Annotated in this window: 19 protein-coding genes; 8 read left to right on the forward strand and 11 right to left on the reverse strand. The window is 34.3% G+C overall.

From position 1 onward, the window contains the following. Window positions 1–5: 5 nt before the first annotated feature. From DM397_RS08475 to DM397_RS08495, 5 genes are all read right to left on the reverse strand, one after another. Complete coding sequence (locus DM397_RS08475) at window positions 6–1,025, reverse strand: sugar kinase (RefSeq protein WP_111377242.1); 1,020 nt, start codon at window positions 1,023–1,025, stop codon at window positions 6–8. Window positions 1,026–1,221: 196 nt separating this feature from the next. Next, window positions 1,222–2,622, reverse strand: a complete 1,401-nt coding sequence (uxaC, locus tag DM397_RS08480; RefSeq protein ID WP_111377123.1) for a glucuronate isomerase — start codon at window positions 2,620–2,622, stop codon at window positions 1,222–1,224. Between the two features lie 24 nt (window positions 2,623–2,646). Next, complete coding sequence (locus DM397_RS08485; protein ID WP_111377124.1) at window positions 2,647–3,438, reverse strand: gluconate 5-dehydrogenase; 792 nt, start codon at window positions 3,436–3,438, stop codon at window positions 2,647–2,649. A gap of 1 nt (window position 3,439) precedes the next feature. Then, window positions 3,440–4,279 carry a 5-dehydro-4-deoxy-D-glucuronate isomerase gene (gene kduI, locus DM397_RS08490; RefSeq protein WP_111377125.1) on the reverse strand — a complete coding sequence of 280 codons (840 nt, stop codon included), beginning with the start codon at window positions 4,277–4,279 and terminating at the stop codon, window positions 3,440–3,442. 97 nt (window positions 4,280–4,376) lie between these two features. After that, the gene (locus DM397_RS08495; protein ID WP_111377126.1) at window positions 4,377–5,843 is read right to left on the reverse strand and encodes an MFS transporter; all 1,467 of its coding nucleotides are present in this window, start codon (window positions 5,841–5,843) and stop codon (window positions 4,377–4,379) included. A gap of 407 nt (window positions 5,844–6,250) precedes the next feature. Here DM397_RS08495 and DM397_RS08500 point away from each other — a divergent pair, with 407 nt between their 5' ends. Then, on the forward strand, window positions 6,251–7,189 hold the full coding sequence (locus tag DM397_RS08500; RefSeq protein WP_111377127.1) for an alpha/beta hydrolase: 939 nt from the start codon (window positions 6,251–6,253) through the stop codon (window positions 7,187–7,189). Between the two features lie 89 nt (window positions 7,190–7,278). On the opposite strand, the gene DM397_RS08505 is transcribed toward DM397_RS08500, so the two are convergent. The 3 genes from DM397_RS08505 to DM397_RS08515 form a co-directional block, all read right to left on the reverse strand. Beyond that, window positions 7,279–8,622: a PepSY-associated TM helix domain-containing protein gene (locus tag DM397_RS08505; protein ID WP_111377243.1), complete on the reverse strand. Its 1,344-nt coding sequence runs from the start codon at window positions 8,620–8,622 to the stop codon at window positions 7,279–7,281. A 135-nt stretch (window positions 8,623–8,757) separates the two neighbouring features. Next, complete coding sequence (locus DM397_RS08510) at window positions 8,758–9,990, reverse strand: DUF4374 domain-containing protein (protein WP_111377128.1); 1,233 nt, start codon at window positions 9,988–9,990, stop codon at window positions 8,758–8,760. Window positions 9,991–10,015: 25 nt separating this feature from the next. Next, the gene (locus DM397_RS08515) at window positions 10,016–12,406 is read right to left on the reverse strand and encodes a TonB-dependent receptor (protein WP_111377129.1); all 2,391 of its coding nucleotides are present in this window, start codon (window positions 12,404–12,406) and stop codon (window positions 10,016–10,018) included. Between the two features lie 107 nt (window positions 12,407–12,513). Between DM397_RS08515 and DM397_RS08520 the strand changes: the two genes are divergently transcribed. The 6 genes from DM397_RS08520 to DM397_RS08545 all read left to right on the forward strand — a co-directional run bounded on the left by DM397_RS08520 (window position 12,514) and on the right by DM397_RS08545 (window position 18,179). Then, window positions 12,514–13,545, forward strand: a complete 1,032-nt coding sequence (locus DM397_RS08520; RefSeq protein WP_111377130.1) for a helix-turn-helix domain-containing protein — start codon at window positions 12,514–12,516, stop codon at window positions 13,543–13,545. Window positions 13,546–14,102: 557 nt separating this feature from the next. Beyond that, window positions 14,103–14,417, forward strand: coding sequence for a hypothetical protein (locus DM397_RS08525; protein WP_111377131.1), 315 nt, complete (start codon window positions 14,103–14,105; stop codon window positions 14,415–14,417). Window positions 14,418–14,441: 24 nt separating this feature from the next. Continuing rightward, window positions 14,442–15,002, forward strand: coding sequence for a 2'-5' RNA ligase family protein (locus tag DM397_RS08530; RefSeq protein ID WP_111377132.1), 561 nt, complete (start codon window positions 14,442–14,444; stop codon window positions 15,000–15,002). Between the two features lie 166 nt (window positions 15,003–15,168). Continuing rightward, complete coding sequence (locus DM397_RS08535) at window positions 15,169–16,092, forward strand: helix-turn-helix domain-containing protein (protein ID WP_111377244.1); 924 nt, start codon at window positions 15,169–15,171, stop codon at window positions 16,090–16,092. Between the two features lie 319 nt (window positions 16,093–16,411). Next, entirely contained in the window at window positions 16,412–17,134 is a 723-nt protein-coding gene (locus DM397_RS08540; protein ID WP_111377133.1) for an SDR family oxidoreductase, read from the forward strand. Between the two features lie 280 nt (window positions 17,135–17,414). Continuing rightward, window positions 17,415–18,179 carry an SDR family NAD(P)-dependent oxidoreductase gene (locus tag DM397_RS08545; protein WP_111377134.1) on the forward strand — a complete coding sequence of 255 codons (765 nt, stop codon included), beginning with the start codon at window positions 17,415–17,417 and terminating at the stop codon, window positions 18,177–18,179. A gap of 305 nt (window positions 18,180–18,484) precedes the next feature. On the opposite strand, the gene DM397_RS08550 is transcribed toward DM397_RS08545, so the two are convergent. The 3 genes from DM397_RS08550 to DM397_RS08560 form a co-directional block, all read right to left on the reverse strand. Next, complete coding sequence (locus DM397_RS08550) at window positions 18,485–18,958, reverse strand: hypothetical protein (RefSeq protein ID WP_111377135.1); 474 nt, start codon at window positions 18,956–18,958, stop codon at window positions 18,485–18,487. A 124-nt stretch (window positions 18,959–19,082) separates the two neighbouring features. After that, window positions 19,083–19,787 (reverse strand): LytR/AlgR family response regulator transcription factor, encoded by a 705-nt coding sequence (locus tag DM397_RS08555; protein ID WP_111377136.1) that lies wholly within the window; start codon window positions 19,785–19,787, stop codon window positions 19,083–19,085. Next, window positions 19,784–20,821, reverse strand: coding sequence for a sensor histidine kinase (locus DM397_RS08560; RefSeq protein WP_111377137.1), 1,038 nt, complete (start codon window positions 20,819–20,821; stop codon window positions 19,784–19,786). Before DM397_RS08560 ends, DM397_RS08555 begins: the two co-directional genes overlap by 4 nt. Before the next feature lie 174 nt (window positions 20,822–20,995). Here DM397_RS08560 and DM397_RS08565 point away from each other — a divergent pair, with 174 nt between their 5' ends. After that, window positions 20,996–22,381, forward strand: a complete 1,386-nt coding sequence (locus DM397_RS08565) for a TolC family protein (RefSeq protein ID WP_111377138.1) — start codon at window positions 20,996–20,998, stop codon at window positions 22,379–22,381. Window positions 22,382–22,391 lie beyond the last annotated feature (10 nt).

The following is a 22,391-nucleotide window of genomic DNA, read 5'->3' on the forward strand; positions in this document are numbered from 1 at the left end:
TTAAATTATCTTGATACCAATGCAGAACCATCACCATCAATCATATTTTCAACTTCTTTTAAAGTAACCAAGTTGTAATCTCCTGCAATTGTATGTTTCAAACAACAAGCCGCAACTGCAAAATCTAAAGCTCTCTGGTTGTTATTGTATTCCAACAAACCGTAGATTAATCCGCCCATAAAAGCATCACCGCTTCCTACACGGTCTACAACCGGAGTAACTTCTTTTACGGCTGCGCTGTAAATTGCTTTTCCGTCGTATAAAATTCCGCCAATTCTTTGGTGTGATGCACTAATAGAATAACGAAGCGTCGTTGCAGCAATTTTCAAGCTCGGAATCAATTCAAATAATTTATCATATACCGCTGGAAGTGATTTTTCGTCCTGATAATTCGGATTTACTTTCGGAATTCCTAACATGAAATAAGCCGTATCAATATCTCCTAAAATCACATTGCTGTACTTTAGCATTTCTGGCATAACCTCACTCGGAGTTTTTCCGTATTGCCAAAGTTTTGACCTATAGTTTAAATCGCATGAAATTTTAATTCCTTTTTTATGAGCGACTTTAATCGCTTCTAAACAAGCTTCTGCTGCACTTTCTGAAATCGCTGGTGTAATACCGCTCCAGTGAAACCATTCAGCTCCTTCCAACACTTTTTCCCAATCAACTTGTCCTTTTTGGATAGTCGACATGGCGCTGTGAGCACGATCGTAAACCACATTGCTTCCGCGAGTTCCTGCTCCAGTTTCTAAGAAATAAATTCCTAAACGCTCTCCTCCGTAAACAATGCTTTTAGATTCGACATTCATTTTTCTGATTTCTTTTAAAGCAGAAAAACCAATTTCATTTTCAGGGAGTCTGGTAACAAATTCAGCGTTTACACCATAATTTGCCAAAGAAACACATACATTAAATTCACCGCCACCATACGTAGCACCAAATGCTGTAGATTGCGAAAAACGCAAATGTCTTTCTGTCGATAAACGCAGCATAATTTCTCCAAATGCAACTACTCTACTCATATTATCTTTTTTAAATTTTACCATTAAGGCATTTTTATTTTTACCATTAAGAGATTAAGAAAATTAAGCTTAACTGCATGCTTTCTTTACTATTAAAGATTAAGTTTATTAAGCCCACTCGCTTCTTTATTATTATAAGTAACTACTTATTAGAACATAAACTTAATTTTCTTAATCTCTTAATGGTTCAAAAAAATTAAAATTTGAAATATTCTTTAGCGTTATTGTATGAGATATCAGAAACTAATTTCCCGATCCATTCCATATCGTTTGGAAGTTCACCACGTTTGATTTCGTCTCCCAAAAGATTACATAAAATACGTCTGAAATATTCGTGTCTTGGGAACGATAAGAAACTTCTTGAATCTGTAAGCATTCCAACAAAACAGCTAATTAAGCCCATGTTTGAAAGCGCATTCAATTGTTTTGTCATTCCATCTTTTTGATCTAAGAACCACCATCCAGAACCAAATTGTACTTTTCCGCGAACGCTTCCGTCGTTGAAGTTTCCAATCATCGTTGCCATAACTTCGTTATCAGCAGGATTCAAGTTATAAATAATAGTTTTAGTCAATTTGTCTTTGCTGTCTAAAGCGTTTAAGAAAGCTGATAATTTTTGTGCCTGCGGATAATCTCCAATAGAATCCCATCCAGTATCTGGCCCTAAAATTCTGTGCATACGTGCATTGTTATTACGCAATGCACCTAAGTGAAATTGCTGTACCCATCCAAACTCATGATAAGTTTCTGATAAGAAAACTAAAATAGCACTATGGAATTTTAAAACCTCTTCTGGAGACAATTCGCCATTTTCTCTTTTCTTTTTGAAAATAGCATTTACTTCACTTTCCGTATAGTTCTCAAAATCAATTTGATTCAATCCGTGATCACTTAATTTACATCCGTTTGCATTAAAGAATTCGATTCTTTTTCTTAAAGCAGACTGTAAATCAGCATACGTGTTAATTGCAATACCGGACACATCCCCTAATGTGTCCAGATATGCATTATATCCATCATTAGCAATTAAGATGGCTTTATCAGGTCTGAAAGCCGTACTCATCTTGATTCCAGTCGAATTATTTGCGAATTTTTGGTGAAATTCTAAAGAGTCGATTGGATCTTCTGTAGTACAAACTAATTCAGCGTTTACTTTTTTAAGAAGGTTTTGCGTGCTGTACGCCTGAGAATTTATTTTCTCAGAAGTTTCGATATAAATTTTCTCAGCCGACTTTTCATTCAATAAATCATAAATATCAAAATAACGAGCCAATTCTAAATGTGTCCAGTGATACAACGGATTACGCATTGTATACGGAACAGTTTTTCCCCAGTTTAAAAACTTATCTTTATCTGAACCATTTCCAGTTACAAACTGCTCGTTGATTCCCAAAGTACGCATTGCACGCCATTTATAATGGTCACCATTAATCCAAACCTGTGTAATGTTATCGAAGATTTTATCCTCTGCAATAAACTGCGGATTTAAGTGATTGTGGTAATCAATAATGGGCTGATTTTTAGAGTAATTATGGTATAACTCTTCAGCATATTTATTTTCTAATAAAAAATTATCGTGTATGAATGTCTGGCTCATGTCTTTTAAAATATAATTTGAAAATTATTCTTCGTTTGAAGGTTTTCCGATTGTCGCAAGGATTCCGCCATCAACATATAAAATGTGACCGTTTACAAAATCACTCGCTTTTGATGATAAAAATATCGCTGCTCCAGCCAAATCGCTCGGGTCTCCCCATTTTGCAGCTGGCGTTCTGCTAATGATAAAATCGTTAAACGGATGCCCGTCAACTCTTATTGGTTTGGTTTGTTCTGTTGCAAAATATCCAGGCCCGATTCCGTTGATCTGAACATTGTATTTTGCCCATTCTGTTGCCATATTTTTAGTTAGCATTTTCAAACCACCTTTGGCAGCAGCATAAGCAGAAACTGTATTTCGTCCCAATTCACTCATCATAGAACAGATGTTGATGATTTTTCCTTGTCTTCTTTCAATCATTCCTTTTGCAACATGCTTAGAAACGATAAACGGACTTACCAAATCGATATCAACTACTTCTCTAAAGTCTGAAACTTCCATATCAAGCAACGGAATTCTTTTGATAATTCCAGCATTATTGATCAAGATATCGATTGACCCAACTTCGCTTTCAATTTTTGCAACAGCAGCTTTTACTTCTTGCTCTTCTGTTACATTAAATTTGTATCCTACTGCATTGATTCCTTCGCTTTTTAATTCGGCTACAGCATGATCAATTTTTTCCTGAGAAGAATTTCCGTTCACCACAATTGTAGCACCCGCCTGACCTAATCCTTTTGCCATTGCCATTCCCAGTCCGTGTGTACTTCCTGTGATAAGGGCAACTTTTCCTTTTATATCAAATAAATTTGTCATCTTATCTTAAATCAGTGATTTTACAAACATCCATATCTCCGTAATCTAAGTTTTCACCCGCCATTCCCCAGATAAAAGTATAATTGCTAGTTCCAGAACCTGAGTGAATAGACCAAGGCGGAGAAATTACTGCCTGATGATTATTCATCCAAATATGTCTTGTTTCCTGCGGCTGTCCCATGAAGTGACAAACTGCCTGATCTTGTGGAATATCCAAATAGAAATAAACCTCCATTCTACGATCGTGAACGTGTGCTGGCATGGTATTCCAAACACTTCCTGGTTTCAATTCTGTCATTCCCATTTGCAATTGGCAAGTTGTTACCACACTTCCAATAATCATTTGGTTTACCGTACGGTGATTTGCCGTTTCCATTGTTCCCAATTGTAATTTATTAGCTTCAGCTAAACTTACTTTTTTAGTTGGGTAAGTCGTATGCGCTGGAGCAGAGTTTAAATAGAATTTAGCAGGATTGTTTTTGTCATCACTTTTAAAAACTACCTCTTTATTTCCAGCTCCGATGTACAAAGCATCTTTAAAACCTAACTCATAAGTTGTTCCTTCTACGACAACAGAACCGCTTCCTCCAACATTGATAATTCCTAATTCTCTACGCTCTAAAAAATAAGGCGCTTTTAAAGGATCGATCGTTTCTAAAGCTAAATCACCTTTTACAGGAACTGCAGAACCTGCAATGTATCTGTCGTAGTGTGAATAAACCAAAACCACTTCATCTTCCTGCATTAAGTCATCAATTAAGAATTCTTCTCTCAATTGCTGTGTGTCATATTTTTTTACAGCTTCTGGGCTTGACGCGTATCTTGAACTATATTTTGTCATAATTTAAATAAATGTAATCGATTGCACAAAATTAATTTTTTAAATGGAATAACCATAATTGAAATGAAAAAAATATTTCAATTATGTGTATTTTTCTTTATAAATCGGTTATTGGGCTGTATTTAGGAACCAATGTTTTCATTACAATCCAGCCTGTTAAATAACAAACTGCGCAAATAGAAAATATGATAAAATATCCAGCCTCAATTCCTTTGAATCCCATAAAAGCCATATTGGTATCTTTTGCATAATCAAACAATACTCCAGAACCTTTATTGATTAATGTTGAACCAACTCCACCTGCTAAACCTCCAATTCCTGTAATGGTTGCAATTGCCTTTTTTGGAAACATATCTCCTACTGTTGTAAAGATATTTGCAGACCAAGATTGGTGAGCCGCACCTGCAATTCCGATGATAATTACGGGAACCCAGTAACTAATATATCCTAAAGGTTGTGCGATTAAGGCTAACAATGGAAAAAATGCAAAAATCAGCATTGCTCTCATTCTTCCTTCATACGGATTCATTCCTTTTTTCTCTACGAAATATGTTGGCAACCATCCTCCAATAATGGACAATAAGGTAATCATATAAAGTACAAATAATGGCAATGCAGCTTCTGTAGAATCCATTCCATAAACCGAACTTAAATATGCTGGAGTCCAGAATAAGAAGAACCACCAAACTCCGTCTGTCATGAATTTACCAAATGCAAAAGCCCAAGTTTGTTTGTATTTGAAGCAATCTGCTAAAGACACTTTTCCTCCAGCTTCAGGCTTAAAACCTATTTTACTATCTTCAATATCATCTTGCTGAATATAAGCCAATTCTTCTGGCGTAACTCTTGAGTGTTTTTCTGGTTTATCGTACATAAACATCCAAAATCCCATCCAAACAAAACCTAAAGCTCCGATGATGATAAAAGACATTTCCCATCCAAAAGATTTTGCGATAAACGGAATTGTAATTGGCGCTGCCAAGGCTCCAACTGTCGCTCCAGCGTTGAAAATACTAGTTGCAAAAGCTCTGTCTTTTTTAGGAAAATATTCTGCTGTAGTTTTAATTGCCGCAGGGAAGTTTCCTGCCTCTCCAACTGCTAGAACGAAACGAGCAAAAATAAATAAAGCAACACTCACATTGATTACCAATGCTGTATCGCTTATTGTACTGATTATTTCTTTTGAACCATGAAAGCCCACAAACCATTCTCCTGCAATAATTCCTGAAGTTGCAATACCGCAGAAAGCGTGAAGACAGGCTCCAACTGACCAAATTCCGATTGCCCAAAGGAATCCTTTTTTAGTGTCCAACCAATCTACAAATCTACCTGCAAACAATAGTGAAACTGCGTAAAATATAGAAAATAAAGCCGTTATGTTTCCATAATCATTATTTGTCCAGTGAAATTCTGGCGCGATAAAATCACTCCAAGTTAAGGAAAGCACTTGTCGATCCAGATAATTGATTGTAGTTGCAAAAAACAGCAATGCGCAAATACTCCAACGGTATTTTCCTGTGGTTTTGACACTCTGATTTACTGCAACGGTTTCGGTTTGATTCATAGTAAGTGGGTATTATAGTTTTTGTAATTTTTGGTAATCTTAAAAGACTATGTTTACTGCTTTCTAAAAATAGTATAATCAATAAATTAACACCTTGAAAGAAAAATAATGTAATCGATTGCACAAATATAGTTTTTAATCTGTACAATCCAAATAATATTGTGCAAAAAATTATTTTAGCCAGCTAAATAAACATATTACTTAAAAAAAAGAATTCAAAATTACACATTAAACAATATATTTGTTAAAAGCCAATGGGTGAAATTCATCCTTTTTTGGGGTAAAATTGTCCTGAAATTTAAGATTAAAAAGAGTATTCTTTGTCAGCGCTGATTAATTTAGGCCATCGGCTGTATTTTTGAACCAAAAAACATATACTATTACAAACCAAATAATTATAAATTAAATTGAAAACTACAAAAACACCATTTTCAAGAGGAATTACATTGAGTTTTCTTCTTTTTTCAGGACTATTTTCTATGAGTGCGCAAAATCAAGTAATCCCGTTATGGGATAAAATTCCAGATGAAGTAAAAGCTACCAATTATAAAGAAAAACCAGAGTTAAAAGATGGGAAGATGCAAAGTACAAGTCAGGTTTCTGTACCTACTTTAAGTATTTTTATTCCAAAAGAATCAAAACCAAATCAAACAGCTGTTGTAATTTGTCCAGGAGGCGGTTATACACATTTGGCATTTGACAAAGAAGGAACTAAAGTGGCAGAATGGTTTAATAGTTTAGGAATTACGGCTTTTGTATTGAAATACCGTATGCCAACCGATTTAACCATGAAAAACAAAAATGTTGGCCCTTTGCAAGATGCACAAGAAGCTATTCGCTATGTACGACAAAATGCTTCAAAATGGAATGTTGATCCTAGTAAAATAGGAATTTTAGGTTTTTCTGCTGGTGGTCATTTGGCTTCGACCGCTTCAACACATTATGATGATAAAGTGTATGACTCGGCATACAAAGTAAGTGCACGTCCTGATTTTTCGTTGTTGATTTATCCTGTAATTTCTATGGAAAACGATATTACTCATAAAGGTTCGCAAACCAATTTGCTTGGAGAAAATCCGTCAAAAGAGCTAATAAACAATTACTCAAACGAAAAGAGGGTGACTTCTAAAACACCTCCTACTTTCTTGATTCATGCTACAGATGATACTGTAGTTATTCCAGAAAACAGTATCAATTACTATTTAGCTTTAAAGAAAAACGGAGTTACAGCAGAGTTACACATATATGAAAAAGGAGGCCACGGATTTGGATTAGGTGTTGCTGACACCAGTAAATATTGGACTAGAGATTGTGCTGAATGGCTAAAATCAAACGGTTATAACTAGAAAAAAAGAAAGGCAAAACTTTTACAAGTTTTGCCTTTTATAAAAAAAAAAAAAAACAAAAAGGAATTATAAAAACCAATTTTATATGTTTAAGCAGTAACTTCTTGCTCTGCTGTATTTTTCAATTTAGAAACAGGAATTGCTTTAGTTGCCACTTTTGGTTTTGCTACAGGTTTCTTTTTACCAAATTTCTGTTTTCCCCACCAGATAATAAATCCAGTAATAGGCAAACTGGCAGAAATTAAGCTCGCCAAAAACGCAATAATTTTCCCTGTAAGTCCGAGAACACTTCCTACGTGAATATCATAATTCATACGTCTGATTTTGTCTGGAATATTGGCTTCAATGTATTTTCCTGAAAATGGTGTTTTAATCGAGATTTCTTTCAAAGTCTGCTGATCAAAACTGTAGCGATCCATATTATAAAAAGTGTGTTTTTGTTTGTATACAAAAGCACCAATCGGGTCTGCAGGTTTCGCAGGAATACTGATTAAAATTCCCGCCGCCTGAGGATTTTCTTTTCTTAAATTCAATAAAACTTTATCTGCTGTTGTAATATTAAACTCTTTTACATGAGTTGTGTCAGATTTTGGAGATTCGCGGTTTTCAACCAATGGTTTCCCTCCAGAAGTCACCCAATACAAAGATTTGCTCCACCATCCAAAACTCCATACTAAGCCTGTTACGGCAATAAAAAACAGGAAAATGCAGCTGTAAAAACCAAATACATTGTGCATGTCATAATTGACACGCTTAAAGCTGGCATCCCATTTTATTTTAAAACTTTTATCAATAATAGATTTTATCCATTTTGTAGGCCACCATAAAACGATGCCTGAAATTAATAAGACGACGAATATTAAAACTGCAACACCAACAATTGGTCTTCCAATATCATACGGAAGCCATAATGCACGATGCCCGTTTAAAATCCATCTGAAAAAATCTGGAGAATCTCCTCTTGAGAAAGTTTTTACGTTTAATATATCTCCCGTATACGGATTCATATAAACGCTAATAAATGTTCCTTGACGTCTTCCGCCCTTACGTTTTTCGTCCTTTCCTTTTCCTTTTTCACTAGGTTTTCCTTGAGATTTCAGTTCAGATTTTGCCTTTTCATTATTTTGGGCTAGATCTTTTTTTCTTTCTCCTCTTCCTCCTTCTTCTTTCTTCTCCACAAAATAACCGACAATTGCCGCTTCATCTTTTGCGCCAAAAGTCACACTGGTTGCTTTTTTGTCTTTCATTCTTTTATCTGCAATCGAAACCAATTGAGACGGCAGTAAAAATGCTTTTTCCTGAGGTTTTACAAAACGCCAGTCTTCAATAAAATCTTTTATTTCATTTTCGAAAACATAAATACAGCCTGTAAGACTGACAATGACCACAATGATTCCAGATGCCAAACCAAGCCACAAATGCAGCCAGGCCATGATGCGCTTAAAAAGCGACTTTTTACTTTTTTTCTTATTATTTGGTTTTGAAGAAGAAAACATAATTGGATAGATAAATAGGATAAATAAAAAAACCGCAAGTCCCTCTGAAAAAGGACTTACGGCAAAAAAATATTAGTATTTTAATTTTTGAATTGCAGTAATTTGTCCGCCTTCCACTTTCATACCTTTTGTTGCAACAGCAGTTGTGCCGTTGATTGAGTAAATCCAGTTTCCATCAGGAGTATTGATACCTACAATTGCAGAACTTCCATCTTCTGAAGTAATATTGTAACGGCTAGTTACAGAAGTTAATGTTTCTGGAGCATTTGTTACCCATGTAAATGTTTGGTTGTAAACATCGGCAATAGCCATTTTTACTGCACCGTTGTTTTTACCTGCATTTCCGTACATTAACAATAAGAATTTACCTTTTGAAATGTAAGTAGTAGACGAAATTTTATAGCCTCCAGATTTTTCCTGAACATTAAAGAAATAAGATTTGTCAAATTCTGTAGTTCCTTTTTTGATTTTTACAATCGCAGAAGGTTTTGTAGAAGTCATTACAGAGTTGCTAGTAGCAATTGCTCCAGAGAAACCATAAGCATCTCCATTTTCATCTTGAAATAATCCGTTTGTAAAATAAGCACCTAAATAACTTGTACGGTTATCTTTGATCACTTTTTCTAATTTCAATTCTGGATAGTTGTAAACCGCAACCCAAGTACTATCTGGATTAGCAGTACCAAAGTTGTCTACTCCATCTCCTTTAATACTCATATAAGGCATATACACTTTATCTCCAACCTGAGTTGCCCAAGTATAGAAAGCTCTTTCTCCGTTTCCAGCCAATTTCTTAGTATCTTGCTGAGCTTCACCAACAATAAGTGATTTTTCTGCGTCAATTTTATACATAGAAGCAATAGAAGCACCACTTCTTGGAACTTTAACTGTTAAGATATCTTTATTGATTGCAGCAAATACGTGTACAGTTTCTGCTTGAAAATCTGATTTCTTAACCAATTTTCCTTCAGCATTTAAGTTGTAAGTGGTTACTGCTCCAGGATTTCCTTGTCCGTAAAGCAAACTGAAGAAGTTATTCTGTGCTGTAATGTAGTAGCGATACGTTCCATCCTGCTCCAATCCGTTTCCTATAGTGGTTATAGATCCTGTAGAAATATCATCTGCAGTTAACAAATAATCTGCAATTCCAGCTGCTCCGGTAGTAGCGGTAATAATATATTTAGTTTTTCCTGTATCTGTTCCGCCGCCAGTTTCTCCTCCTGATTTATCTGAATCACTGCTGCAAGAAAAAGCTGTAAAAGCTAATACAGCTGATAATAACGCTAATGTTGTACTTTTTTTCATTGTATTATAGTGTTTGTATTAAAATTTAATTATTTGATTTACTGAAGTAATATCTCAACTTGATGTAAAAAGCTCTACTTGGTTTTTGTAATGAGAAATTGTCGTAAAGCTTGTTGTCTAAAAGGTTTTTACACTCAAATGCTATATTATATTTTCCGTTTGCCATTGTATAAACAGCATTTAAATCATGGCTAAACTGCTGCGGAATTTCTAATTTGCTATCCTTGCTTCCCATACTTGGCCATGACAAATAGTAAGTATGAACATATAGCAGATTATAGCCTACAGACAGATTATTTCCTTTTTTCCAAACATTATTAAAGAACATTGTTGCATCTGCGTTCCCGAACAGATAAGGCATATTTGGAATTCTGTCATTATAAAAAGGAGATACATAATTTTGATTTGGCTCGTACATTGTTTTGTTTCTAATATTCTGGTAAGTTGTATTGATACCTGCTGTAAAACGATTGCTGTACGAATACCTAATCTCGCCATCAATACCATAATTGGTCACTTTTCCTTGATTGACATTGGTAGTCATGGTTTGATTATTATTTAATGTCGGACGAATAAAGTCTACTGCATTTCTATGCAAAAGATTTACATCAAAAGACAAAGCATTTTTTTCACGGAAACTGGTCTGAAAACTTGCTCCTAAATTGTAATTGTTGCTGGATTCAGGTTTTAAAGAAAGGTTTCCTTCTAAATTATCATTCACATTACCAAAGATTTCCTCTGGAGTTGGCAGTCTATATGTCTTTTCGTAAGAAGCTTTTATCTGTAAATTATGTCTCAAATAATAACTCGTAGCAGCACCGTATCCCGTTGTAGAAGTATGATCTACATATTTCTGATACGCAATATCTCCAGTAGCTCCCGACGGATTATAACTTCTTGAATAAGTAGTTTTTAATGAATAATCTTTTAAGAATACAGAAGTGCTCCATTTATCGTTATAATCTAATTTATACCCTAATCCTAACACATTTTTTTGTGTTTTTTTAGGCTGTTTATACACCAAAGATTCCGGAACCAATTCGTCACTTTCTTTACGATCAAACGTATTAAACGTGTTATTGACCATAAAAGAGTGCCTATCGTTTAGTGTATAAGTCGCATTGGCTGTTGCTATACCATTGTTATTATAGAACTTACGAAGCGTTCGGCTTCTTTCTCCTCCTGCTCCTTCATATTGTTTGTAATCGCCAAACCAATTGTATCTTCTAAAAACGGTGTCAATATTCTGTTCGTAACCAAAATTGTAATTCCCCGTAACATTCACATTCAGCCCTTTTGTAAATAAATCTTTAACTTGATATTTTAAAGTTGGCATTACAATACTTCCTTTTCTATAAATCTGTCCAAATACGCTAACCATTCTGGCACCAGTTTGTATGTCTGCTTGATTTTCTCCGCCAGTAAAACCGATCATCAATTTATCCGCATACTTTTTACCAGTAATACCCACATTCAAAATCACGGTTTCATTGCGGTATTTATCGTGAAAACGTCGTACTCTCTGATTTGGAAAATAAGCACCCGTATTTAAGTCGGCTACATCGACATTTACCCAATAATTATTATCTGAATAGTTTTGAAAAGCATTGATTTCGGTTGTAAAACCGCTTTTTGCCGTATAACCCGCATTTATGCTTGAGCGATGTGTATTAAAAGATCCGAACGAATACGAAGCATCTACATAAGTTCTCGGCTTGCTATTGGTTACAATATTTATGGCACCACCCAAAGCATCGCCTCCAAGCCAGATTGGCACTACGCCTTTGTAAACTTCTACACGATCAGCAAGATTGATTGGAATATTATTCATTTGAAAAGAAGAACCAAAATTATCCATTGGCACTCCGTCTATAAAAACCTTAATCTGATTTCCTGAGAATCCGTTGATTGAAAGTTCAGATCTTGATCCTACTCCACCCGCTTCACGGTTACGAACACCAGAAACACGGTCTAAAGCATGCGATAAATCTAGAGTCGAGTTGTGCAGTTTTTTAGCATCAATTGCCGTAACGCTATAGGCTTGCTTGTTTACTTTATCGGTTTGCGATCTTCCAAGAACTGTAACACTTTCTAATTCCTGCAATTCGCTTTCCATTTTAATTGAAACCTCTAAATTGCCTGAAACTTCAATCTGTTTTTTCTGAACTGCAAAACCCAATGCAGAAATTTTTAATGTATGTTTTCCAGTCGGTACATTTTTTAAAATATAATTCCCGTTTTCATCCGACATAGCGCTTAAACCTGTTTTTTCGACAACAACAGTCGCGAACGGAATTGTTTCTCCAGAATTTTCAACAACCTTTCCGGAAACTGAAAACCCCTGATTTTGCTGGGAAAATGATAAGAACGTAGTTAGAAAAAATAAACTGGCAAATAAAAATTTTTGAGCTGACATATCTTTAATTAGACTAATTATAAATAACTTTGCTGCAAAAGTACCATCAACGTCTTTAAAAAAGATAGGGAAAAACGGATTATTATTTTGTAAAAACGGATTATATTTTGAAAATCAACGCCACACTTTTAACGTCAGAAACGCCTATAATTAAAATTCAAATTGGAGATAAATATTATCCAAAAAGTATTTTAACCGAAGAAAATGTCAACATTCAAAATGGCGATTCCGAAAAAATTGTAAGCCGTCATCTCATCACCGAAGGATTGGTTCTACTTGATACTCAGATGTATTATTCCACTCCAAGAACAGTCAGTTTTGAAATTGATGAAGAATCGGTTGTGATGAATTTTATTTATAGCAGCAATGTCGAAACCTACATTGACCAATTGGAAAGTGAAAAATATTCAAGGAAAAACACACATAATATTTTTTATACGAACAATTTTAAAGCGACTTTCAACATTCCGCCATTTACGGAGATCAACTATTTGTCAATTATTCTTTCTAAGGAGTTTTATTATAACATTATCAATGAAGACTGGCAGTTGCACGAAAAATTTTCAAAAAAAATTCTCGAAAAGCAATCCAGTTATTTGACCTCAAAATACCTTCCTTTTACACCTGCCATTCAGTGGGTAACGTCTGAAATTAAAAACTGCACTCGCGAAGGCGTTTTAAAAAGAATTTATATCGAAAGTAAAATTAAAGAACTTCTTATTCATCAGCTCGAAACATTAATTATCAAACCTTTAGAAACAGATAAAATCAATCAAGAAGATTATGATAAACTTTTAGAAGCCAAAAAAATATTAGAAAACGATTATAGAAACACACCTACTCTACCCGAACTTTCGAGACTTATTTCGCTAAACGAGTTCAAACTAAAAAAAGGTTTTAAAGCTTGTTTTGGCACCACTGTCAAAAGCTATATCATTAAGCTGAGAATGGAACATGCCAAAGAATTGTTTCAAAACAAAAAAGCTACAGTAAGCGAAGCGGCTTATAAATGCGGTTACAAAGATGTCTCACATTTTTCTGCAGCATTTAAAAACTATTACGGATTCTCGCCTCAAAAGTTTAAAATCAATACAGATATTATTCAGTTTTGGCTAATTGGTTTTTCATTATTGTGGTAAAAAAAGGGTTTTAAAATTACGTCCGTCGACTTAATCTTAAAACCCTAAAAAAATTAGACATTAATGTATATTGCAAACTTATATACAAGTACCCACGATCAAATGAATATGTCAAATTCAATGTAAAACGTTTCTCCAAAAACAGTTTTTCTATAGAAATTAAATAATAACCAAAAAGGTAAAGGCTATCATTGTTTTTAAATTTCTATAGGCCAAAATTAAAATTCACAAAATAGATAACCTTACGGTTTTCCTCATTGTGTGAAAAAATTAACATTCTTAACTTTAATTTAAAACCTTAAGTAATTGTATCGCAAAACATTGTAAAAATCTTCTTTAACGTAAATTTGTGAAAGGAAATACTAGATTCTTCTTCATGTATATCCAAAAAAGACTCGAAAAAGCTCATTTCTTGTCCTAGATTAAGCCGTTTTTCTTAAAACCCTCCCTACATTTGTCAATGATTTTAATTAGAAAATGAGATAATCTGGACAATTAGATAATTAAATGAGGAACCAATAAACTTAGTATCTTAGAACCTTAGAAGCTTTAAAAAAATGAAACAGTTGCAATTTTTATTACTCGGAAAAAATGAAGCCATTCTAGCTATTTTACTACGTCTGGTTAATGCAGATGAAAACTGGAATGCGATTGCTTTTAATAATGAAAAGGAAGCGCAAGAATACTTTCAAAACAACAAAATTGATATTGTCCTTTTAAGTTCTGCAATCGAAGATCTTGTGGAGAAAGAATTCACTTCTTTCTGCTTAAAACATAATCCAGATGTTGAAGTCATTGAACATTTTGGTGGTGGAAGCGGACTATTAAAATCTGAAATCCTGCACCGATTGCATTTGAAAGGAAAGCTTTAAATTTGTCATTCAAAGCTTCAAAAAATGGAAAAAACATATTCGGTTGTATTTTATTCTAAAACACTAGTTGAGCCCGTTAAAAAGTTGAAAGATTCTTTAAAAAGCAAAATCAATTGGTACAACAGCTGTAATTCTGAAGCACACATTACGATTTGTGAATTTACAATCGATGAATCTGAATTCGATTCTATCAAAAAAAAGCTTTCTAAAATTTCGAATACTTTTACTCCCTTCCCAGTATCATTAGATCATTTTGACTCTTTCCAAAATAGCGGTGCTTTTTTTATTGGCGTAACCAAAGATTCAGAAAACAATCTGGTACCTATCATGAAAAAGATTCATGAAACCTTCAAGTTTTTAAAACTTAAAAAAAGTGATAATCCGCATATGTCGATTGGGCGAAGATTAACACCAGAGAATCTCAAAATTGCTTCTGAACTTTTTACCGCAATTAATCTTGAATTTGAATGTAATGAAATTGTTTTAAGGGAATTTGATCCCAAAGTAAAACAGTTTTTTGTAATTGATGCTTTTGCTTTCGGAAGTAATCCAGAACCGGAGTTTGTTCAAGGGAGCTTGTTTTAACCGCAAAGAACGCTAGGGATTACGCAAGGTTCGCAAAGATTTTATACAAAGCTTTGCGAACTTTGCGTTTTTATAGATTGTCTAAATCAAAAAACCTTGCGCTCTTTGCGGTTAAACTCACAAAGCTTATTTTTTCGTATATTTGAATTTTGCAATTCATCACGATATGAAATCCCTAGATTCATTTTACAAAGAAATTACCGAAGGCTCAACTGTTGATCCAACTTCCTTATTGCCAAATGACATTCAGAAAGAAATCGGGCATTTTAATGTTTTCGATATAAAAGAACTTTTGGAGCGCATGAAAGGAAAACCCGGAATGCCTTACGACAGAAGAGCTTATTACAAAATAAGTTTAATTAGAGGCCATAACAAAGCAGAATACGCCGATAAAGTAATTGAAATAGAAAAACAGGGATTACTATTTGCAACACCAAAAATTCCGTACAATTATTTACCGCAAGACACCAATCAAGGAGGGCAATTTTGCGTTTTTACCAGCGAATTTTTATCGAAAAGTAAAAGCGGAATCGATCTGGACGAACTTCCAATTTTTGCATCAGACGGCTATCCCATTTTTCAGCTTTCTGATGAAGAAGTTTTAGAAGTAGAATTGATTTTCAATAAAATACAAAAAGAAATTAATTCTGATTATATTTATAAGTATGATTTAATCCGAAACTATGTGGCTGAATTAATTCACTTTGGACAAAAATTACAGCCTATTACAGCATTATATTCTAAACACAATTCCGCAGCAAGAGTTTCTTCTTTATTTGCGGAATTATTAGAAAGACAATTTCCTATTGAATCGCCAAATCAAAGATTGGAATTGAGAACGGCAAAAGATTTTGCAGAGAGATTATCTGTTCATGTGAATCATTTAAATAAAGTTTTAAAGGAAAACACCGGAAAAACCACAACAGAATTAATCAGTAACCGATTAACAAACGAAGCTAAAATACTTTTAAAACAAACCGATTGGAATATATCTGAAATAGCCTATTCACTTGGTTTTGAAGAATTAGCGCATTTTTCTAATTTCTTTAAAAAACAAACTTCTTACACGCCGATTGCTTTTAGGAGTTAGATTGTTTTGTTTCAGGTTTCAAATTGATATTCTTTGTGTGTTTTAACCGCAAAGATCGCAAGGTTTTTTCTCAGCTTTGTGTTATATAAATATAAAGTTCGCAAAGCTTTACGTAAAAAACTTTGCTCCCGATAGCTATCGGGATTGCGTAATCCCTAGCGTTCTTTGCGGTTAAACCTGAAGCTTGGAAATTGGAACTTCTAAAAATTTGGAATTTCACTATTGTGATTTGAATTTCGCAAACATCGGTTTGATATTTACAACTCCCCAACTCTACTTCGCTCCTATCTTTGTCTCATCAAATTAAAAGAACGAAAAGATGAATTTATCAGACAACAAAATTTTAATAACTGGCGGTGCAAGCGGTATCGGACTTGGACTTGCAGAACGATTCATTCAAGAAAGCAATACAGTGATTATTTGCGGAAGAAGAGCTTCTCTTTTGGAAGAAGTAAAAGCTAAATTTCCTTCGATTATTACTAAGGCATGTGACTTGTCTTTAGAAGAAGAACGCATTGCCCTTTATGAATGGATTGCTGCAAATCATCCTGACTTAACTGTTTTAGTCAACAATGCAGGAATTCAAAACTGGATGAACATAACAGATGCTGATTTTTATGCTAACATGAAAAATGAGCTTGCAACAAATATAGAAGCTCCTTTGCATTTAACTTCATTATTCATTCAGTTGCCATCTCTTAAAACCGTAATGAATACAACTTCTGGACTGGCATTCTCTCCTTTTGCAAAAGTTCCGGTTTATTCGGCTACAAAAGCCTTTTTCAGATCGTTTACGCTTTCTCTTCGTCATTTATTAAAAGAGAAAAATATTGAAGTAATCGAAATTATTCCACCAGCGCTAAACACAGATTTAGGAGGAATCGGTCTTCACGACGCACATCCAAGCGTAAGCAGTTTTATCGAATCGATTTTTGAACAATTAAAAGAGAGCAAACAAGAACTGACTTTCGGCACAAGTGAAACCAGATTAAACGCAAGCGCAGAAGAGTTGAGAAATCATTTTAAACTGATGCATTCTTAAATTTTAAACACATAGAAACATAGATTTTTGGAGTGAATTAAAGGCGTTTCACTTTTAATAAAACACATAACTATGTGTTAGAAACTAGTTTCTTTTTGTAGTCTTTTAAAAGAAAACTAAAATCTATGTTTCTATGTGTTTAAAAGATAAATTCAACATTTGTCTTCCTGAGCGTAGTCGAAGGACACTCTCACTACGAAGGTCTTCGACTCCGCTCAGACTGACAACAAAAAACATCAAATAATTCACAATTAACCATTCATAATTCACAATTAAAAATATGGCAGTAAATACAAAAATAGCTCTCGTTACAGGCGGTAGCAGAGGTTTAGGAAAAAACATGGCAATTGCGATTGCAAAAAAAGGACTTGACGTAATTATTACATACAACAGCAAAAAAGAAGAAGCTGATGCTGTAGTTTCAGAAATTGAAAGTTTGGGTCAAAAAGCAGCTTCATTACAATTAAACGTAGCTGATTCGTCAACTTTTGATTCTTTTTTTGAAAACGTAAAAACCGTTTTAAAAAACACATTCAAAACAGACAGATTTGATTTTTTAGTAAATAATGCAGGAATCGGAATTCACAACTCATTTGTTGGAACAACTGAAGCAGAATTTGACCAATTGACTAATATTCAATTCAAAGGACCATTTTTCTTAACACAAAAAGGACTTAACGTAATGAATGACGGCGGCGGAATCGTAAATATTTCAACAGGTTTAGCTAGATTTTCATTTCCAGGTTATGCGGCTTATGCTTCTATGAAAGGCGCAATGGAAACTTTAACAAAGTATCAGGCTAAAGAATTGGGTGCAAGAAAAATTAGAGCCAATATAGTGGCGCCTGGTGCCATCGAAACCGATTTTGGAGGCGGTGTAGTTCGCGATAATGAACAAATGAATCAGCAGATTGCTTCTGTAACCGCTTTAGGAAGAGTCGGTCTTCCTGATGATATTGGCGGTGTTGTTGCCTTTTTATGTACCGAAGATGCAAAATGGGTAAATGCACAACGAATTGAAGTTTCTGGCGGAATGATGCTATAAAGAGGTTTCAAGTTTCAGGTTTCAGGTTTCAGGTTTCGAGTTTAACCGCAAAGAGCTCAAAGGTTTACGCAATCCCGATAGCTATCGGGAGCAAGGTTTTTTTACGCAAAGCTTTGCGAACTTTGCGTTTATATAACCATAAAGATTAGAAAAAACCTTGCGACCTTTGCGGTTAAAATAGATAACGAATATTAACTTGAAACTTGAAACCTGAAACAAAAAAACTATAAAAAAACAAAACCCGATAAGTAACCAAAAACTTATCGGGTTTGTCATTTCAAATAATATTTGAATTAGTAAAAGTTTTAATTTTTTTCAACAGAGACATCAAAACCTCCCTCTGCATCAAAAACAATATCGTAAAATTTAGAATCTTTTTCTATACCAACTTCGTATGTTGTTTTTTTCTTATCGTCTACCACCATTGCAATTTCTCGAATGGCTTTTGCCTTATAATTCTTTTTCAGGTAAGACTGCGCCTTTATTGGCAATTGTTTAAACGGAATCTGGAGCTCATAAGCTTTCATGTTTCCTAGATTATCGTAAATCGCAACCGCTTTGGTTCTGTCATCTACATTGTATCTTGCTTCAAATCGAATCTCATCTGCATCGTCTCCAACATATTCTTCAGACCAGACCGGTACTTTTCCTGGATATTCTCTCTCAAAAGCAAATCGAACCTTTTCTGGAGGCGTGATTTCCTTTTTCATATTGGTTCCCTCCTGGGCTATTAAAAAACTACTGCATAAAAAAGTAAAAGATAAAAACACGTTTTTCATAGTTTCATTTTTTAAAATTAAACTTTAGTAACGTATTAAAATTAATAATTTTTCTCTTACGATAAGATGAAGAAATTAACATTTTTTATCCGCAGAAAAAACTCCTTTAAAATCAAGTATTCAATTATAATTCGAGTTTTTTTAATCTATCTGTTAGTTCTCTTTTGTATGTAATTCCGATTGGGATTCTTTCATTTTTAATCACCACAAAATCTTTTTCAGTTGCATCAATTTTATCCAGCGCCACGATATATGATTTATGAATACGCATAAAACTCTTTTCTGGTAGACACTTTTCAAATTCTGTCGTAGTTATCGAAGCCAAATAAGTTCTTTTTGTCGTGTGAAGTTTCACATAATTGCCAAAACTCTGCGCGTATAAAAGCTGATCCAATTCAATATCCATCAAATAGCCATCTACTTTTACACTTACTGAATTTACGGTTTCTTCCGCTTTTTGTTTTACGCTTTCGGTTGCAAAAAAACGATCAATTGCTTTTAGAAATCTTGGAAAATAAATGGGTTTCAGCAAATAATCAATTACACCATAATCATAGCTTTCAAGAGCAAATTCAGAATACGCTGTTGTCAAAATAGTCTTAGGATGTGTTGGAAGAATTTTAAGCAGTTCCATTCCAGAAATTTCAGGCATATTGATGTCCAAAAACATTAAATCGACTGGATTTTCTCTGAGATAATTCATCGCTTCAATGCCGTTATATCCTTGAAAAACCAATTCCAATTGCGGATTCTGTTTGATATAATTGGCCAAAACATAATGCGCAGCGGGTTCGTCATCTACAATAATGCATCTTTTTGTTTCTCTCATCCTACAAACTTTTTTAGCTGTATTTCTAAATCTACAATATAAGTCTGTTTATCGTCTTGAACATCTAATTTATAATCTTTCCCATAAATTAAATTCAAACGTTCGATAGTGTTTTTTAAGCCAATTTTGGTCGAAATCACATCATTCTTCTTCGGAATTGAATTGGCTACATGAAGATGCAGCAATCCTTTTTCGACAGAAATTGTAATTTTCACAAAACACTTTTCAATAGCGCAAGTTCCGTGTTTAAAAGCATTTTCTATGAATGCAATTAAAAGCATTGGCGAAATTTTATAGGCATTTTCGTTGTCAACATTGCTTTCAAAAGTAATATCGCATCGATAGCCAACACGCTCTTTTTCTAGCTGCACATAACTGTTTATAAACTCTAGTTCGTCTTCTAAAGATACGCATTGTTTGCTATTGCTTTCTAACTGATAACGCATTAACTGCGAAACCTTCATAATCAAATCGGGTGTTCTGTCTGGAAACTGAAGACTGATTCCGTAAAGTGTATTAAAGGTATTGAACAAAAAATGCGGATTTAATTGTCCTTTCAATGAATTTAATTGCATTTGATTGAACAATAAAGCCGCATCGGTTTGTTTTCTGTGAATACGATAAAACTTAAAAACAATTATCGGACTCAGAATGCAGACCAAAGTTCCTAAAACGCTGGCCAATTGGTACGCATAACTTCTCTGATGCGAGTTTTGGTATAAATGGCAATTGGCAAACATATCCATTTTTGTGATTTCATACAAAATGACAGAAAATACAAAAACTCCAAAAAGCGTTAAAATTATATAGGTAAAAGGTTTGTTTGCTTTGAATAAAATCGGAAGGATAAAAAAACGATTAAATTGGGCATGCATGTATAAAATGCAATAAAAAAATACACCCATTGCAATAGAAACGAAGGAACTAAAGAGCATCCAGTCGTTTTTTAGGGTATATATTGTAAAGGAGAAAAGGACAACGGCAACCTCCTGCCACCATTTGTTATCCAATATGTTATCAATTCTTTTGTTCATTCTTAATTGTGAAATAGTTTACAAAGTACGAACAAATATTTAATTATTTTTTTCAAAAAATGACCAATTCAATTCGTCATTTACTAGTGCAGTACATCACTTAACCTGACTTTTATCAGTATAAGAGAAATAAATTTGTTTCATCAAAAACATATTTATATCACACTTGAGTTTATGTATTTCAAAAAAATTACCTTATTATTTTTATTGATTTTTGCCTCAATCGGTTATGCTCAAACCCTGTCTTTAAAAGAAGCATTAAAGATAGGTCTTGAAAACTACGGTTCTATCCGAGCAAAAAACAATTACACCAATGCATCAAAAGAGACTCTAAAACAATCTCGCCGTGATTATCTGCCCAACTTGAATTTATCGGCACAGCAGGATTACGGAACCGTAAACGGACAAAACGGACCGCTTTATGGTTTTGGAGGTTTAGGAGTCGCATCATCAGGACTTCCGTTACCAGAGCAAAACTGGAACTCGGCATTTGGTGCGCTTTATTTAGTCAACATGAACTGGGATTTTTTCACTTTCGGAAAAACACAGGAAAAAATCAATTTATCTAAAATTGATGTTCAGGCTAAAGAAAAAGATTTACAGCAGGAAAAATTCCAGCAGGAAATCAAAATTTCGGCTGCTTATTTGAATTTATTGGCTAGCCAAAGATTGCTGATTTCGCAGCAAAAAAACTTAGACCGCGCAGAAGTCTTCAAAAAGACAGCCGTTGCGAGAGTTAAAAACGGCTTATTGGCCGGAGTCGATTCTACATTGGCTACAGCCGAAGTTTCTAAAGCAAAAATCGCTTTAAACTTAGCTAGAAACTTTGTTAAGGAACAAAACAACAAATTGGTCGATTTAATGGGCGTTGCGCCTCAGGATTTTGTAACCGATACTTTATTTGTAACTCAGATTCCAAAAGAATTGATAACCAAAGAAACTGCTACAGACAGTCTTCACCCTCTATTACAATTCTATAAAACCAAAATCGATTACAGCAACCAGCAGGTTAAATTGTACAAACGATTCTATTATCCAACAATGAGTGCTTTTGGGGTTTTACAAACTAGAGCTTCAGGATTTGACAATTCGTATGCAACCAATCAGAATGCTTTTACGAGAAATTATTGGGATGGCGTAAATCCAGATCGCACCAATTATTTGGTTGGAGTTGGAATTACGTGGAATTTAACCACGCCTTTCAGATCAAGCAAACAAGTAAGCGCTCAGAAATTTGTTTCTCAGGCTTTGCAGGAAGAATACAATCAGGCGGATAGAGAATTGAAGTCTCAGCTGACTTTTGCCGAAGATAAAATCAAAATTACTTTGGAGAATTATGCCGAAGCGCCAATTCAGGTTGATGCCGCTCAAAGAGCTTACATTCAGAAATCGACCTTATACAAAAATGGTTTAACCGATTTGACTGATTTAACTCAAACCATGTTTACGCTAAATCGCGCTGAAATCGATCGAGATATTGTCAATAATAATGTGTGGCAATCGTACTTATTAAAAGTCGCTGCAACAGGAAATTTTGACTTATTTATAAATGAATTTTAATTATAAATCC

This window comes from Flavobacterium nitrogenifigens (assembly GCF_003254565.1).
GTDB classification, from domain to species: domain Bacteria; phylum Bacteroidota; class Bacteroidia; order Flavobacteriales; family Flavobacteriaceae; genus Flavobacterium; species Flavobacterium nitrogenifigens.